This is a genomic window from Pseudoalteromonas aurantia 208 (genome assembly GCF_014858725.1).
Lineage (GTDB): Bacteria > Pseudomonadota > Gammaproteobacteria > Enterobacterales > Alteromonadaceae > Pseudoalteromonas > Pseudoalteromonas aurantia.
Genome location: NZ_AQGV01000012.1, coordinates 31,743 through 48,497 on the forward strand (window position 1 = coordinate 31,743; position 16,755 = coordinate 48,497).

Annotated in this window: 11 protein-coding genes; 8 read left to right on the forward strand and 3 right to left on the reverse strand. The window is 41.6% G+C overall.

What is annotated here, in order from left to right:
- A complete protein-coding gene (putA, locus tag PAUR_RS04270; protein WP_192506583.1) occupies nucleotides 1-3,804 on the reverse strand; it encodes a bifunctional proline dehydrogenase/L-glutamate gamma-semialdehyde dehydrogenase PutA in 3,804 nt (1,267 codons plus the stop codon).
- Nucleotides 3,805-4,115: 311 nt separating this feature from the next.
- Between putA and PAUR_RS04275 the strand changes: the two genes are divergently transcribed.
- Nucleotides 4,116-4,595 carry a winged helix-turn-helix transcriptional regulator gene (locus tag PAUR_RS04275; protein WP_192506584.1) on the forward strand — a complete coding sequence of 160 codons (480 nt, stop codon included), beginning with the start codon at nucleotides 4,116-4,118 and terminating at the stop codon, nucleotides 4,593-4,595.
- A 74-nt stretch (nucleotides 4,596-4,669) separates the two neighbouring features.
- Here the strand turns inward: PAUR_RS04275 and PAUR_RS04280 are convergent, their stop codons facing one another.
- The gene (locus PAUR_RS04280) at nucleotides 4,670-5,305 is read right to left on the reverse strand and encodes a TIGR04211 family SH3 domain-containing protein (RefSeq protein ID WP_192506585.1); all 636 of its coding nucleotides are present in this window, start codon (nucleotides 5,303-5,305) and stop codon (nucleotides 4,670-4,672) included.
- A 164-nt stretch (nucleotides 5,306-5,469) separates the two neighbouring features.
- Here PAUR_RS04280 and PAUR_RS04285 point away from each other — a divergent pair, with 164 nt between their 5' ends.
- From PAUR_RS04285 to PAUR_RS04310, 6 genes are all read left to right on the forward strand, one after another.
- Nucleotides 5,470-6,990 (forward strand): CYTH and CHAD domain-containing protein, encoded by a 1,521-nt coding sequence (locus tag PAUR_RS04285; protein ID WP_192506586.1) that lies wholly within the window; start codon nucleotides 5,470-5,472, stop codon nucleotides 6,988-6,990.
- Nucleotides 6,981-7,295, forward strand: a complete 315-nt coding sequence (locus tag PAUR_RS04290; RefSeq protein WP_192506587.1) for an SRPBCC family protein — start codon at nucleotides 6,981-6,983, stop codon at nucleotides 7,293-7,295. The genes PAUR_RS04285 and PAUR_RS04290 overlap by 10 nt, the downstream gene beginning before the upstream one ends.
- 107 nt (nucleotides 7,296-7,402) lie before the next feature.
- Nucleotides 7,403-7,840 (forward strand): SRPBCC family protein, encoded by a 438-nt coding sequence (locus tag PAUR_RS04295; RefSeq protein WP_192506588.1) that lies wholly within the window; start codon nucleotides 7,403-7,405, stop codon nucleotides 7,838-7,840.
- 72 nt (nucleotides 7,841-7,912) lie between these two features.
- On the forward strand, nucleotides 7,913-8,758 hold the full coding sequence (locus tag PAUR_RS04300; RefSeq protein ID WP_192506589.1) for an HDOD domain-containing protein: 846 nt from the start codon (nucleotides 7,913-7,915) through the stop codon (nucleotides 8,756-8,758).
- Between the two features lie 205 nt (nucleotides 8,759-8,963).
- On the forward strand, nucleotides 8,964-9,980 hold the full coding sequence (locus tag PAUR_RS04305) for a hypothetical protein (protein ID WP_192506590.1): 1,017 nt from the start codon (nucleotides 8,964-8,966) through the stop codon (nucleotides 9,978-9,980).
- Between the two features lie 204 nt (nucleotides 9,981-10,184).
- A complete protein-coding gene (locus PAUR_RS04310) occupies nucleotides 10,185-11,297 on the forward strand; it encodes an RNA polymerase sigma factor (RefSeq protein ID WP_192506591.1) in 1,113 nt (370 codons plus the stop codon).
- Nucleotides 11,298-11,511: 214 nt separating this feature from the next.
- On the opposite strand, the gene PAUR_RS04315 is transcribed toward PAUR_RS04310, so the two are convergent.
- Nucleotides 11,512-12,927 (reverse strand): endonuclease/exonuclease/phosphatase family protein, encoded by a 1,416-nt coding sequence (locus tag PAUR_RS04315; protein ID WP_192506592.1) that lies wholly within the window; start codon nucleotides 12,925-12,927, stop codon nucleotides 11,512-11,514.
- A gap of 1,001 nt (nucleotides 12,928-13,928) precedes the next feature.
- Here PAUR_RS04315 and PAUR_RS04320 point away from each other — a divergent pair.
- Nucleotides 13,929-16,625 (forward strand): Ig-like domain-containing protein, encoded by a 2,697-nt coding sequence (locus PAUR_RS04320; protein ID WP_192506593.1) that lies wholly within the window; start codon nucleotides 13,929-13,931, stop codon nucleotides 16,623-16,625.
- The last annotated feature ends 130 nt before the right edge of the window (nucleotides 16,626-16,755 follow it).

Consider the following 16,755-nt stretch of genomic DNA (forward strand, 5'->3'; position numbering starts at 1 on the left):
TTATTCGTCATCTTCAACCAACGTCATTAGAGAAGTGTTACCCCCTGATGCGGTGGTATCTATACTGATGGTTTTTTCCGTAACTAAACGACTGATCAAAGTATCATAATACTCAGCACTGATAACTGGTAAAATGGCACCACTACGCGCGGCCAATTGCTGGCTGAAGTACCCTAAGCGTGATGAGCGTGCAGCAACAACTGCACCCGCAAGGTGAGGGTGCGTTAAAACAGCGTGTAGTTGATTCGGTTTTGCAACCTGGAATACTCCTTCGGCGATGCCTGTCGAGATAAATTTATCTCTAAACGCTTGGGCTTCATCATAGAAAATCTCAGATGCAACTGTAATAACCGTATTACCCGCAGCTAATGCAGTAATAATAGAAATTGCCCAAAAGTTAAATGAGGTACTTTTATCGGCGTAACATACAACACAACCACGTGCTTCTAAATGAAGCGTGTTTGATTCACCAGTTGGTCCAGGTAAGGTCGTATGTGTACGCATACGTTTTTCTAAACGGTTCAACTGAGTACGTGCATCAGCAAGTGTTTTTGCTAAATCGTCTGCTAAGTCATCAATAATTTCAACGGTGGCAATTTTGGCTAACAATTGACGAACAGCAGAAACTCGATCGTTTAACGGTGTTGCGCGCCAGATCTTTTCATCACGCATTGAATTACGCATCAAGCGATCAACTTGCTCTGTTGCTCCTGGGAAGTTGTGAGTTTCTAACTCATCAGCGGTTAAGTTAGTCATTTGTACGTTTTCAGGTGACGCCTTTTCTTTTACCAAACGATACAAATAGTTTGGGCCACCAGCTTTAGGACCAGTCCCCGACAAACCTCGACCACCAAAAGGTTGCACTCCAACAATCGCGCCAATCATATTGCGGTTGACGTAAACATTACCTGCTCTAGACATTTTAGCTAAATAGCGGCAACGCTCTTCTATACGTGAGTGAACGCCCATTGTTAAGCCATAACCGGTGTTATTGATTTGGTCAATCACATTGTCTAGCTCGCTGGCTTTATAACGAATAACGTGCACGACAGGACCAAATACTTCACGTTTCAATACGGATAAATCAGAAATTTCATATAAACGAGGGGCAAAGAAATAAGCACCATTTTCTGAATTATCAGGAATTGGCGATTCAAACAACAGCTTGCCATTGGTTTTTAAGTATTCAACATGTGCACTAAGTGTATTGAGTGCTTTTTCGTCAATAACTGGGCCAACATCGGTATCTAGTTGAGCTGGGTCGCCGATGTGTAATTCTTGTAAAGCGCCTTTTAGCATTTTAATAATGCCATCGGCCACATCTTCTTGTAAGAATAAAACCCGTAGTGCCGAACAGCGTTGACCTGCACTTTGGAAACCCGATGAAATAACATCATCAACCACTTGCTCTGGTAAGGCCGTTGAATCAACGATCATACAGTTTTGACCGCCGGTTTCGGCAATAAGAGGCACTTGAATGTCATTTCGTTCAGCAAGAATCTGTGAGATTAACGTACCTGTTTCAGTCGAACCGGTGAACATCACAGCTTGAATACGCTCATCTGGTACTATGTGTTTACCGACTTCACTGCCTCGCGCGATTACCGCTTGTACAACATGTTCGGGTAAACCCACAATCTGCATTAGCTCGATACAACGCAGTGCAATCATACTGGTTTGTTCTGCCGGTTTCGCAATAACGGTATTACCCGTTACTATGGCTGCGGCAACTTGACCTAGAAATATAGCCAGTGGGAAGTTCCAAGGACTAATACATAAAATAACCCCACGCGCTTCAAAACGTTCATCTTCAGATAACTCTTCTGCACGTGCAGCATAATAACGGCAAAAGTCGACAGCTTCGCGTACTTCATCAATGCTGTCTTGGGTAATTTTTCCGGCTTCTTTAATACAGATAGCCACCAGCTCATCATGGTGACGCTCTAATATATCGGCAATGCGGCGTAATAGTTCTGCACGTTCAGATACCGGTGTTTCTGACCAGCTTTCAAATGCACTATCAGCGTTTGCGAGCATCGAGTGCATTTTATCACTTTGATGAAGCGGCACTTGACCGACGATTTCAGTGTGATTTGCTGGGTTGCGCACAGCTAGGAAGCCCTCTTTCACATCCGCTGCAGAGATACGGTTATCTTCAAACCATTTGTCTAGATTGTCTTTTAATGGAGAAATAACATTGATGTCTGTTAAATCCATGCCTTTTGAATTGGCTCGTTCAGCACCATAAAGCTCAATAGGCAAAGTAATTTGGGTATTAAATTTATTGCGTAAGCTTTGCAATGTTTCAACCGGGTCTGGCAATAAAGACTCAACAGGTTTAGTGACGTCAACAATGGCATTTACAAATGATGAATTCGCACCATTTTCAAGTAAACGTCGAACGAGGTAGGCCAACAAGTCTTCATGTTGACCAACCGGTGCATACACGCGGCACTGTACGTTGTCTTTTTCTACGATTTGATCGAATAACGATTCACCCATACCATGCAGACGCTGGAATTCAAAACCTTGGTTATTACCCTTGGCGACTTCTAAGATAGTTGCCGCCGTGTAAGCATTATGTGTTGCAAACTGTGGGAATAACGCATCACGTGCTTCAAGTAATTTAATGGCACATGCTTTGTAAGATACATCTGTTGTTGCTTTACGGGTAAATACAGGGAAGTGATCTAAGCCATCTTGCTGTGTGGTTTTAATTTCTGTATCCCAGTACGCGCCTTTGACTAAACGGACCATAAGTTTACGACCGACACGGCGGGCTAAGTCTGTTAACCACTCAACTACGAAAATCGCTCGTTTTTGATAGGCTTGTACAGCAAGACCAAACCCTTGCCAATCACCAAGCTCATCGTCAGAGAAAACCGCTTCAATGACATCTAAAGAGATGTCTAATCGGTCTGCTTCTTCAGCATCAACGGTGAAACCAATGTCATATTTTTTTGCTGCTAATGCCAGCTCTTTTAGCTTAGGCACTATTTCAGTGAGTACGCGTTCCCGATGGCTGAACTCATAACGTGGGTGTATTGCTGATAATTTAACTGAGATACCAGGGCTTTTTATTGGACCTCTGCCGTTTGCTGCTTTACCTATAGAGTGAATCGCATTCATGTAACTATTAAAGTAGCGCTGGGCATCTTCCATAGTACGTGCGCCTTCGCCTAGCATATCGTATGAATATACATAGCCTTTTTGCTCTTTTTCAGCAGCTCTTTCAATTGCTTCGTCGATGTTTTGACCCATAACAAACTGCTTTCCCATGATTTTCATGGCAAAGTTTACAGACTTACGGATCACTGGTTCACCTAAGCGGCCTATGGTCTTTTTCAAAACACCAAACTGTTGATCTTTATTTTTGTCTGTGTAGTTCACCATTTTACCGGTAACCAGTAAGCCCCAGCTAGATGCGTTAACAAACAAAGAGTCGCTGCTACCTAAATGCGAGCTCCAATCACCATTGGCTAATTTGTCACGAATGAGGTTATCTTGGGTTTCCTTATCAGGTACTCGTAGCAACGCCTCGGCTAAACACATCAATACCACCCCTTCTTCTGAAGAAAGTGAGAATTCATTTAATAGTGCATCCACGCCATTTTGACCGTCTTGATCTTTACGGATGTTTACCACAATCTGGCGTGCGCGTTCCCATGCACGGCTTCGAGCCGTCACGCCTACTTCAGCAAGTGGCAAAATATGGTCAATAACTTGCTCTTCATCAATACGATAGAAGTCACGGATTTTTTGTCTGATAGGACAGTTAGTAATTAAATCACCGTTGTAAAGCATAAGGAACCCTCTGAAAAGGAGTCAAAAACACACGTAATTAACACATATTAAGTCAGACAGGGGTAAGTTGGGTCAGACTGCATAGTGGCACAAACAGCGCCTAATTAATTACAACATAGTTAATTAATGCATTGCGCGAGACTAAACAGTATCACACTTAAAAGGTGTTTAAAATTTAGCCTAGATGCATTGTGTTTAGTATCAAATTTTTCAGGCATTCTATCTGAGAATAAGCAGTATATGCTGTCTTATTTTGGGAAAATACGGTAAATTAAGGGGATAACTCACTCAGAAACAGAATTAAATGCTGCATGACAACTTCGATTAGAACTCGTGTATTAGACCGTATTGATTTAGCAATATTAGACGTATTGCAAAGGAATGGTCGAATATCTAATGTTAATTTGGCAAAAGAAGTAAATTTAAGCCCGAGCCCATGTTTAGACAGAGTAAAAAAACTCGAGTCTGAAGGGTATATAGAGGGTTACTCTGCGCGTTTAAATTCCGCGAAGCTAGGGCAAGCATTGGTCGCACATGTAGAAATAACGTTAAAAAGCTCTACAGAGGCGGTATTTTCGCTCTTTAGGGAGCATATTGTTAAAATACCGCAAGTAGTGAGTTGTGATATGGTCGCTGGTGGCTTTGATTACCTTGTCACAATTCGTGTTGCGGATATGGCACAATATCGAGAAGTATTAGGTAAAATTGTAGAAACACCAGGCGTGAGTACGAACCATACTTATATGGTGATTGAACACATTAAGTCAGACAGTGGCTTGACCATTTTGTAACACGATTATATAGCATGAATCACGTTCAGGCTGAGGGAGCGCTATCGGCCCGAACGTTGATTATCACTGTGGAATTATGCCCATCCATCATAGCGTTTACGGCGCGATAAGAAGATTGTCAAAATCACCCCTAATAATAGTCCAGCAAAAGCAATACCGCCGCCATAAGCGAGTAATGTGTGCTGCTCGCTTTGCTTTTTAAGCGCATTTTCTTGTTTTTGCGTTGCTAACTGCGTTTGTAAATCTAAAATACTTTTTTGTAGTAAGGCATTTTCACTACTGAGATCATCATTGCTTTGTTGTAATAACGGCAGCTGTGCTTGTGCATCGTCCAATTGGCTTTGCATTGTACTAAGTGTTTCGCTGGCTTTGTTCAATTGCTGCTTTAAACCAGGTTGCATGGATATAAACTTTTCTTCAACCCACACTTCACGGCCTTTATCATCAATGATTTGAATGTAACCGTTTTGCGGTTCGGCAATAATTTGGATCTGAGTTCCAGCATCTATAGAACCAAGAATTCGATAGTTTTTCCCCGGACCAGAGTGCGCATATAAAAATAGATTATCAACGATAAATCCAGCGTTTGCAGTTGTATTGTCGACTGCCGCCACTGACGTTGCTGCTAATTGTGTTTGCTCAACTTCTTCTGCAATTGAAAAGTGGGAAATAAGCGCAAGTACACTGGGTAATATTATTCGTTTTAACATCCCTAGACCCAAGATTTATTAATTTTTTCAAATAGTATGGATTTAGCTGATCAATAGCAAGAGATAGCTAAAACTTCCGAGAACATATGGTAAAAAGATTGCAAACTGTAGGTGCATTGTATATTTTGGGCGTTCGATAATTATATAGGTAATAACTTGCCCTAATGGACACTGAAATAGAACTGAAGTTTTTACTTTCAGACAATGAAGTTCCTCTTATACCAGGACTCATCACTCAATTCGCAAAAACCGTCAAAAACCAACCCGCTCGGAATTTAAAAAACGCATATTACGACACGCCTAACCGAGAATTGCGCGCACTTGATATTGGTCTGCGCACCCGCTGTTGTGATAGTGACTGTGAACAAACAATTAAGTTGGCGGGAGAAGTTGTTGGGGGATTGCATCAACGGCCTGAATATAACTTACCGCTGAATTCGGTTCGACCAGATTTGCTGGCTTTTGATCCAATAATTTGGCCTCATGGTATGCAAGTGGGCAGTATTAACGAAAATTTATTCCCGATCTTCAGTACTAATTTCATCCGCAGGACGTGGTTAATTGAAACTGAGCAGGGCAGCAAAATTGAAGTGGTATTAGATAAAGGAGAAGTGGTTGCACAAGGGCAAGTAGAGCCAATTTCAGAGCTTGAGATTGAATTGGTTGAAGGGACACGTCATGATTTATTTTTACTGGCCGATCACTTAATCAATCTATCAGGGTTGCGTTTAGGGCTCTATTCTAAAGCGGCCAGAGGATACCGATTAGCGGATAATAAGCCGCTTGAGCCAAATAAGTTTATTGGCTTTGTGCCATTGCAGCCTGGAGCCACCCAAGAGCAGGCGCTCGTTGCTTCAATTAATTATGGTATTCAGTTTGTGCAAAAGCATGAACAATGTTATTTCAACAAGCCAAGCTTAAAAACACTGAAACGCATTATTGATGGTGTGACACTTATTCGCCATACATTTAGGTTGTTCTCTGACATTGTTGATAAAGAAACAACAGAACAGTTACGGGGGGAGTTTAAGTGGTTACTTGATGAGCTGGTGTGGGTAGAAAATGCAATTTATTTAAAAACCTATACTTCAAAACGCCATGCCTATTACAAAAAAATCAATAGTGCACCTGAGTTATCTCAAGTGATTAGTGATTTAAAAGATGTGCAGCCTACAGCGACAGATATTGAAGACTTGTTTCATTGTGCGCGATACAACCGTCTTATTTTAACATTGACCCGTTGGTTAGTTGATAGAGAATGGCGTCAACATTGGGACCAAAAGGCACTTAATGCGGCTGAGCAACCGGTTCATGAAGTGGCAAAAGGTTTTTTCGATAAAGATTGGCAAGACTTAAGAGCTTTATTACCCAAGAACAAGGCACTCACAAAAACGGATTACTTACGGTTACGTCATCAATTGGAAAATACGCTATTGAGCGGCAATTGTTTGGGTAAACTGTATGATAAAGAACTGCGCCAGGAATTTAGAACGCCTTGGATTGACATTGTTTATGGTATTTATGAACTAGACACACTGTCATATTTGATGCAGTTGTGTCGGGGGCAAGATAGCGAAGCATTACGAGATATTCAAACTTGGCTAGAGAAAAAAGCTGATTTCTTGGTCAGTGCGATGGAGCAAAGTCGAGACGTTTCAGTGAATGGGTTGCCATATTGGCGATAGCCCCATCATATCGATTGCTACCGTTTTGGGTTGCAATCGGTATTGTATCACCGCAAGGGTATACCGAGTCATGGTATAAGTGGTATGAGAAAGGGGAGTTAAGCATCTACCATAAGCCCGCAGAGAAAGGTTTAATTCATGTTAAAGCGTCTGCGTTGTATGTAAATACGAGCGTTAGGAGTTTTATTAATTTACTGCATGACACAGAGAATGTGCCTAATTGGTTGAGTGCTAGTCAGCAAGTATCTTTGGTTGCAAGCCCTACACCGTCTGAGCGCATTGTACATAACCTCAGGTTTGGATGAGGGTTTTGAAATAGAAAATATTTTGTAAACCAACTTACGTACAATCCAATGATGATATTTAGTTCAATATCAAGGCGCTTTTATGCAGTAATAGCGGGCTATTACAAATGAAAGCAACGCCGAGAGTGAGAAAAATAGCTTTATTGGGCAAATTCGCTTATCCAGAGCTGAGGTTACATACATATTTCAGTGCTCCATGGCCTATTTCAGATAGAGACATGCTCACCCATTCATGCTTTACCCAAGTGAGCACCACGCATTATCAGTTACAAGTAAAAGATACGCAGCTTTGGCAAGTACACAGTAAAGCAATACGTGTCGCACCTGTGAAAGCGACTTGGCAGCTTTATCAACAAGGCAGTGATCTTAGAATTGAGTATGTGGCTTATGCCAACCCAAATGGTGCACTGCCGAAGTGGCTCGTGAATAAGCAAACCTTGAAAAGTATTCGGTACACACTCATTGCGATAAGGTCACAGCTCAAAAATAAAAAATACGCAGTCAGTAAAATGACAATATCTGGCGGTGCGTGCACCGATTTTTAACGGTGATTTTGCCAAGACAGCTCGCTATTGTTCAACTACACTCAATAAATCCTTTTTTCGTAGTTAAGTATTATGATTGATATTGACGACAAAGTATTGGACGACTTACGCTCAGGGTTTAGCCTGCCTGCAAAGCCTGAAATATTGCAAAAGTTACAAGTAGAATTAAACCAAGATGAGCCCGAGCTTGGCACAATCGCAAAAATTATTTTAGAAGATGTTGCAACGTCAGCAGCCGTTTTGAAAGTCATTAATTCACCAGCTTATGGTATGTCAAGAACTGTGACTGATATTAAACAGGCCGTCATGTTTTTGGGCGTAAATTGTATAACGCAGTTGGTGACAGGGCATTTGCTAAAAAGTGCGTTTAGCCAAAATGATTGCAGTATTTCATTAGAACGATTTTGGGATAATGCATCTGATATTTCACAAATAGCGATGTTAATTGGTCGTCAAGTTAAGCCGACTATCCCCATCGAAAACTTGCAGTTAGTTGGCTTATTTCATGATGCAGGCATTCCCGCTATGGCGATGAAATACGATAATTATGCGCAGCTACTAACGAAAGCGGCCGAACGGCCAGAAAAAACATTGGTGATGTATGAAGAGCATGTATATCCAACAAACCATACGGTTGTGGGGTACTTCTTGGCAACATCATGGCACCTACCTAAATCAATATGCCAAATGATTCTACGCCATCATGACTGTGATTATTTAAATAGTGATCAAGACAAAGTCGATAAAGCCACGTTTGCTGCGTTGAAATTAGCTGAGAACTTGGCTTTTGAAGCAAAAAGCTTTCGCTCTTGTGCTGATTGGCACGCCTTTAGAGATGATGTGATGATTGCGCTAGAGCTCAGTGACGATGAGTACACCGATATCAAAGAAGATGTTGAAGAGTTCTTTATTCACTAAATTAATACCTGACATGGGCAATAGGTTTACACCTGATGTTTTTTCATGTTTGTTTTTTATACCATCAATTGCGCCGACTACCTAGTTACATTATGGTTTGTATTTGCAAACGTATATTATTTTCAGTTATTTACGACTGAGATGAGCCTTTGCAACTTGTACGAAAAATCGACAAGAAACAATAACATGTAAAAAGGATAGTTTAATGACCAATCATAAGCGGATCATAATATGCGTTGGGGTGATAACAAGCCTATTCGCTGTTAAGCACGCACTCGCGCATAATAACATCAATGATGATCAATACCGTGAAATTCAACAGCAGGACGCTGCGTTAATTCATTCACCGCAATGGGCAACACGCGTAAACTGTAACACCGACCCTGAAGCACTGAATAAAGCCATATCTTACAGTCGTTGGACGATACAGCCGCGCAGATTTACAGTGAGCGGTGCGTGCTCTGGGCCCGTTATTATTGCGCAACGGAATATCGAAATTAGCAACGACGCAGAGCAAAGTGGCTCGATTGTACTGGGTACGGGCGTTGAGGCACAAGAAGCACTAAGAATTGCGAACAGCACTGTTGTTTTGAAAGACTTCAATATTCAAGTCGACAGTAATACGCGTGCCATAACCGTAACTCAGAACAGTGTTGCTACGTTACAAAATATCACGTCTAATGCTAAATCTTCTACCAGCGATGTACTTTATCCTTTTGTTATCACTGATAATAGTACCGCGTATATTTCACAATTCTCAAAGTCTGGTTTTGCGATATCAGGCAGTTCGGTTGCACAATTTGATGCCGACAATGAAGACAATATGGTCGATGTATTAGATACCTCTATGGCACGTTCAAATACGGCAAACCGATTTTTAGCAGTGCAAGTGTCGGGCAATGGTTATTTTTTAGCAGATAATAAAACACACATCGATTCTTTGATGATCTGGAGCAAGGCCGCGGTTGATGTGAATCGCGAAAGCTCAGTGGGCCAGTTGCAAATGGGGGGGCAAACGTTGTTTGCGGCATATCGGAATTCGTCTATCACGGGGCCATATTTTTTGTATGGTAATGTGGTGTTTGAACTTGAGCATTCAACAGCCAGTAATTGGGTCAAAGTAAATAAACCGCAGTCTATTTTAGTGGGAAACAATGCCACAGTAAATGGCACGTTATACCCATCTTGGACGTGGGCCGGACAAGATGGCAGTGAGCCATAAAGGGATAAGTTCGTCAATTTAAACCCTTGTCGTGCATTGACGTGATTAGGGTTTAATTTTTTCGGTTCTAAAAACCGGACTTGAAACGTATGGGCTTAAAGTAAGGGTAAATAAATGAATAGAAATAAAAATATGCGTATTTTGGTCACACGGTGTGTCTGGGTGGTGTCTTGTTAGTAAGCTTACTTTAATAAGAGAAAATAGATGACAGACATGCTTACAGGGACTGAATTAAACACTCAGGTATTACGGGCACAAATGGGTAATGTTGATGCTTTTACGTTGTTAATAAAATACTCTCGCAACGTTGTTGAGTGTATTGCAATAGGCATTGTTCGTGATATTGATGCAGCTAAAGATGTGATGCAAAAGGTGTATATCAAGGTGTGGTCAGATATAAACCAACTTAAAGAACCGAGCCGCTTTTTACCTTGGGTTCGTCAAATTACGCGATATACCGCCATGAATAGCTTACGCCGCAATAAAGTAAACGTTGAATTAGATGTGGAGTCTGCCGCAAAGCTATTGGCAAAGTTAGCTTGTGACGAGGCTGATTTAGAAATGACACTGCAGCAAGCAGAGCAGAGACAGCTCATCGCGCATTTGGTTGAGCAGCTTCCAGATGAATCCCGAGAGATTACTTTACTGTATTATCGCGAAGAACAAAGTTGCGATGCCGTGGCACGTTTGCTCGACCTTGAACCTGCAACAGTCAGAAAGCGTTTACAACGAGTTCGAGAAAAAATTAAGTCGCAAATATTAAACGACTATGGCCGTGTTATTTTAGCCAATGCACCAATAGAACTGGCGAGTCTTAGTGCCATAAGCATATCATCAACCCCTGTTGCGGCGTCGATTGGTGCCGCTGCTGCGCCAACACCTTGGTACAGTAAGTTGTTGATGATGCTAGGTGGGGCTGGTATTGGCGCACTAGCAGCGATGTTTGCGATATGGTGGAGTTCCCGCTTAGTTTCAAATAAGTTAGATAATGAACGCGATAGGCAAGCAGTAACACAAATAAGAAATCATAATTTTATTGCAGTTGGTATCGGGGCTGGCGTCATGAGCCTAGGTTACGGGTTTACACAAGGTTGGCTAATTCCTGTATTGGGTTTTATGGTCATCGTGGGTTGGCTCGTTTGGAGCACATTGCATCTTAACAAGATTACCCACAAGCTGTGTGCGGGGGCCACTAAAAGCCAGCAAAGAGTACAGTATATTGGAGGGTTATTAGGCCTTATTTTTGGGGCTATAGGAGGCGGCGCAGGACTGTATTTTGGTCTTGAGAACAGTGGCCGCTTAGCTTATTTAATGTAAAAGAATACGATGTGATAGCAGGCTGGATAGTGTTATGGCGCTGGGTTAACCTTCAGAACAAATTAACGATAGTGAGAGATGAGGCGCATCAACCGAGTTGATAGTTCTGTTTGTTTAGGCGCTTATAATTAAACGCCTAAGACTTTAAATTTACATAACCTCAGGTTTGGATAAGGGTTTTGGAATAGGAAATATTTTGTAAAAACTGGCTAAGTTACTCACAGCCACTGGCCACTTCAATGTCTAAAAATACTTCATCGAAATAGCTATCATTATCTGTTCCGCCATGACGAGTCCCCGTTAAATGTATGACCGCGTAACTGGTGGTTTCAGGTACTAACGCTTTATTTGATTGTAAAGTCCAAGACGACCTCAGTGATCCTCTTGCTGGATGAGAGGCTAGGGTGTTGCCTTGTGCATCATGAAATGAAACCGTCATGCTAGGCACATCTGTGCCATTATAATTACGAAGCAGGCCACCCCAATATAATGTTGTATTACCCCGCTGGATATCAGCAGCGTAATCATTTAAATCAACATGCTGTGATGCGTGGCCTAACGCACTTTCATTGGTACATACTCCCCCAACAGCGAAAAGCTTCGAGCCGTGTGCTGCGGGTACGGAATCACATGCATTGCTGTTGAGCGACTCTATATCACCACTCCAGTGTGCAGTGCCTTGTTCTGCTCCTGTGTTTTTTAGTAGTGCGACACGTGTTTTTTGGTTTGCATGATTACTGGTATCAAATCGCAGTAGTATGGGGTCGTGATCTATGCTTCCATTCGCACCACAACTTATCGATTCCCCTTCATTATTTAAGCCTAACTGGCACCACACATTATTGAGTACCTCTAAGGCATCTATATGCCAATGCTCAGGCAGGTTTCTCGCTAAAATGTAGTCAATTCGACTTATATTGTAGTATGTGTAGCCTGGGCTATCGTTGATATCAGGGTGTTGCTGGCGCCACAGGTCTTCAAAACCATTGTCCCAAAAAACTTGCATTTCACCTCGCTCAGGGTCATTACTTCCCCAAGGGTCGTCTAGATTAGCATTAAAGTCACCGGTTAATATAACGGCTTCATTGGGTAATACATGGTTATTAATTACGGCGTTTATCGTATTAAAGTTTTGCAGTCGTTTTTTATCGGTTTCGCTTGTTACAAACGCGGTGTGCGCCGACCATACCCAAATTGCTTTACCATTAATTTGATACTTTGCACCTAATATGGTTCTACCATTAATCTCATGGAGTACTTTATCCGAAATACTTGAATAAATACTGGCAATTCCAATCCCATAACTTCCCGCTGAACCTGCACCAGTACCAGGATATGCTTGAGCTTGTGCACACCACATATTGGCATAATTAAAATCAACGTTAGGTTGAAATAAAGAATAAAAGCCATTACCGCAATGCTTAACTTCTTGCAGTGTGATCACATCTGGATTGTATTGAAGCAGCTTTTGCCTAACCGCTGAAAACGGGTAGCGAGTGTTGTTACCCATCTCCCATGCGTTCCAGTTAATTAAGGTAAATTGATTTTGGGTCGTATCACACGCAGGTTGTGCATAAAGCGTCGGTACAAATAATAAAGTGGCTAAGCTTGCTTTGAGTGTCTTGTTCATAATATTAACTTGGTTATTAAAAGAGCATAACCAAGTTAATAAATAAAAATGACAATCTGGTATAGTCCAGATTAAAGTGATTTTACAGTTATTTTACACAGCCATATGGCTTTAAAGTGAGAATTACAAATGGGCGGCAATATAATGTGGGTTTTTGGTGTGAGCTACAGGTCGTTTAGATGTAATTGAATCGGTCATTTGACACTTTTTATTTGATAAGAGGAGCGCATTATTTTAGCGACTGGTTGCTTTTTCGGGCGGGTTCGGTATGCGATATTTATTATCTGAGATCAGAGCGCACTTTGATTTTTTGTTGAGTTTATTGAAACAAAGTTAGCAGTTGATTATAATTCCGCGTTCTTACCACAGGTAACATACATGACTAACAGACTACAGACTACAGACTACAGACTACAGACTACAGACTACAGACTACAGACTACAGACTACAGACTACAGACTACAGACTACAGACTACAGACTACAGACTACAGACTACAGACTACAGACTACAGACTACAGACTACAGACTACAGACTACAGACTACAGACTACAGACTACAGACTACAGACTACAGACTACAGACTACAGACTACAGACTACAGACTACAGACTACAGACTACAGACTACAGACTACAGACTACAGACTACAGACTACAGACTACAGACTACAGACTACAGACTACAGACTACAGACTACAGACTACAGACTACAGACTACAGACTACAGACTACAGACTACAGACTACAGACTACAGACTACAGACTACAGACTACAGACTACAGACTACAGACTACAGACTACAGACTACAGACTACAGACTACAGACTACAGACTACAGACTACAGACTACAGACTACAGACTACAGACTACAGACTACAGACTACAGACTACAGACTACAGACTACAGACTACAGACTACAGACTACAGACTACAGACTTGTAGTTTAGGAAATACCTGATTGGATATCGATGATAATAAATACATGGAAAACTCATGAGTATATACAAAAGTATTTCTTTAATAATGAGAAATACGTTCTTAATAACCACACTCTTTTTAATCGCGTTCGCGGGTAATGCACAAGAAAAAGCGGCTTCATTAATACTAAAAGAGACCTTTGGTTCAGATCCTTACCATAAAATGGCTTACCACGATGGTGTGTTGCTCGTATCTGGGCTTGCACGCGAAGGCGGCAGCGACGTAAAAAGTGGCACTATTGATGTGTTGCGGTATAGCGACAAAGGGTTTGACCTTATCAGCCAAATGCCATTAATTAGCCCAAAAGAAGGCTTCTCTTATCAGGGTATTCTCGGCTTAAGTTATGTCAATGGGTATTGGGTGATACTTGCTGAAAATAGTGTCGGTAGTCATCTCGTCTCTGCAACATTGAAAAATGGAAAGCTTTTTATTGTTAATGAGTTAAGTGATTTTATTTTTAATCGTCATGCTCAGCTTGTTTCCGGTAACCGCGGTAATTTGTATGTTGTGAGTGATGACTGGGTTTCAGTGGAGCCAGTGAATCCGATAGATGAATTGTCAGTAATCCACTTTAACATTGAAGATAATGGCGCAATAAAACACAACAGCGCAGTCAATTTTGGTATTAGATCCAATAAACCATATGGATCTGATCGCTTCAGCGTTTCTTACGACAATCAGGCCTTATACCTTTCAAGTAATGAAGATGACACCCCAGCAGGGCTATATAAGCTGCCGTTGGCAGATGATGGCTCACCGCAAGCGGCCGTCGAGCTGACACTTAAAAACGCAAAGTCGGACTATCGCCTTTCTAAAATGTCTGGAGATTTGTGGCTATTGTCTGATCATATGTGGGGCTTTCAGGTTGCACAACTGAAAGGCAATGCGTTACAAGTTATCTTTGAACATGAAAGTGCTTCGTACAGCGCCCTTGAAGTAAAAGGTAACTTAATTTTTGGTTTAGACACTTTTGGAGACGTGGATATTTTTCAAATAGGTCATGACAAAACGATTTCGCATAGGTTCACATCAACGCTATCAGATTATGGATTCAACCGTGATATGCTCATTGTTGATGATACATTATTTATTACACAGGGCTTGGAAGGCATTTCTTCTTTAAAAATTGAAGATAACACAACGTTAACCAATTTACACAGTTTCTCTCAATCGGGTGTTGTAAGAGACATTGCTATGCAGGGCAATGAACTTGCGGTCGCCGCTTTTGAACGTATGTATTTTTGGGACGTGGGCGATACCGATTCTGCGTCGCTCAATGCAACGTACAATGCAACGTACCATGGTGGATATAGCCTAAAAGGCGTTGTATGGGAGCGGGGTGAAATGGTTATTAATGATGGTGCTCACTTAGAGTCTCATTTGGTTGAAAATTTAAAAAACAATATCAATGTCGGCACACGTCATGGCAGCTTGGGTAGCCAAGGCCGCTATGGCCAGATTATCAAACTTAAAAATGGCTATGCAGCTGCAACGTATGGTCAGTTAAGCTTCATTGATGAGTCAAAAAATATAGTGTCGACCATAACAAGTCCATTAGGCTCTTACACTGAAGTGGGAATGGTCGCGTCTGAGCATGTGCTATTTGTATCTACGGGGTACCCTAGTGAAGTTGCTGTGTATGATACGTCAGATTTATCAAACGTAACTGAGCTCACCCGCATTAAGCGTAATAATACAATATATGGCAATGTTGCTGTTAAAGGTAATTATCTTTATGTTCCAGTAGCTCTTGAGAATGGGCGCTTTTTAATCACGCCTTATAATATAAGTAACCCAGCTGAGCCCGTTGAATTACCTAGTGTTGAAGTGGGTAGCACTACATATGCTGCCACATTACACATTGATGGCAATTACTTGATAGTTGTCGGCTTCGTCGGTTCTTTACTCGATATTTCTGTACCTGAAAAGCCAGCGCTGGTTGATGAGAATTTTGATATCAGTACCAATGGTATTGGCGCCGGTTTTGAGAATAATTTGTTTACGGTACCTATGAATAGCGCAGGGCGTTTACAACGTTCTCAAATAAACTTCGCGCCAAAGCAAGGTGATTTGACGCTGAATTTAGATGAAGATGGTCAAACGATGACTGCCCTTTCGCCATCAGATAATGAAAACGATAGTGTCACGTTTAGTATTCTTGATGAGCCAACAAAGGGTACTGTTACAATTCAAGACAATACCACGCTAAGCTATGTAGGTGCAGGTAACGCCAATGGTACCGATACCGCAAAGCTATTGGTAACGGATGCTCACGGTGGCGCGAGTGAATTTAACTTAACAATCAATATAAAGCCCATCAATGATGCACCTTTATTTAATGACCAACCTGTCACTCTGTTAGTTGGATTAGGCCAAACTAAGCGTGTTGCACTTGATGTGACAGATGTCGATGGTGATAAGTTAACCTTTGAAATTACCGATCAAGCTACGCTAGGTAGTGCCGATGTTGATAGCCAGGGCGTTGTAACATATGCACCTAACACCAGCACCGCAGGTACAGATAGCTTTGTTGTGATGGTATCTGATGCAGTAGGGGTGACGGCAAGTAAAAAAGTCAATGTGACTATTTCCACTCAGCCAATTGCAACGGATGCGACGGGTAACAGTAATGACAGTAGCGGCGGCACGGTAAGCTGGTTTTATTTACTTGGATTATTGCTCGTTGGTATGCAACGACGCTATACACTTTAATTTAATGTTGAGTAGTAATTCAGGCTTAAAGCCGAGGTCTGAATTACGCTTTTATTTTGGCTTGCCACTGACTTTGCTGGCAGGCCAATCAATGCCTTTTTTGACGCTATTGTCAAAAAATAAAATCGAG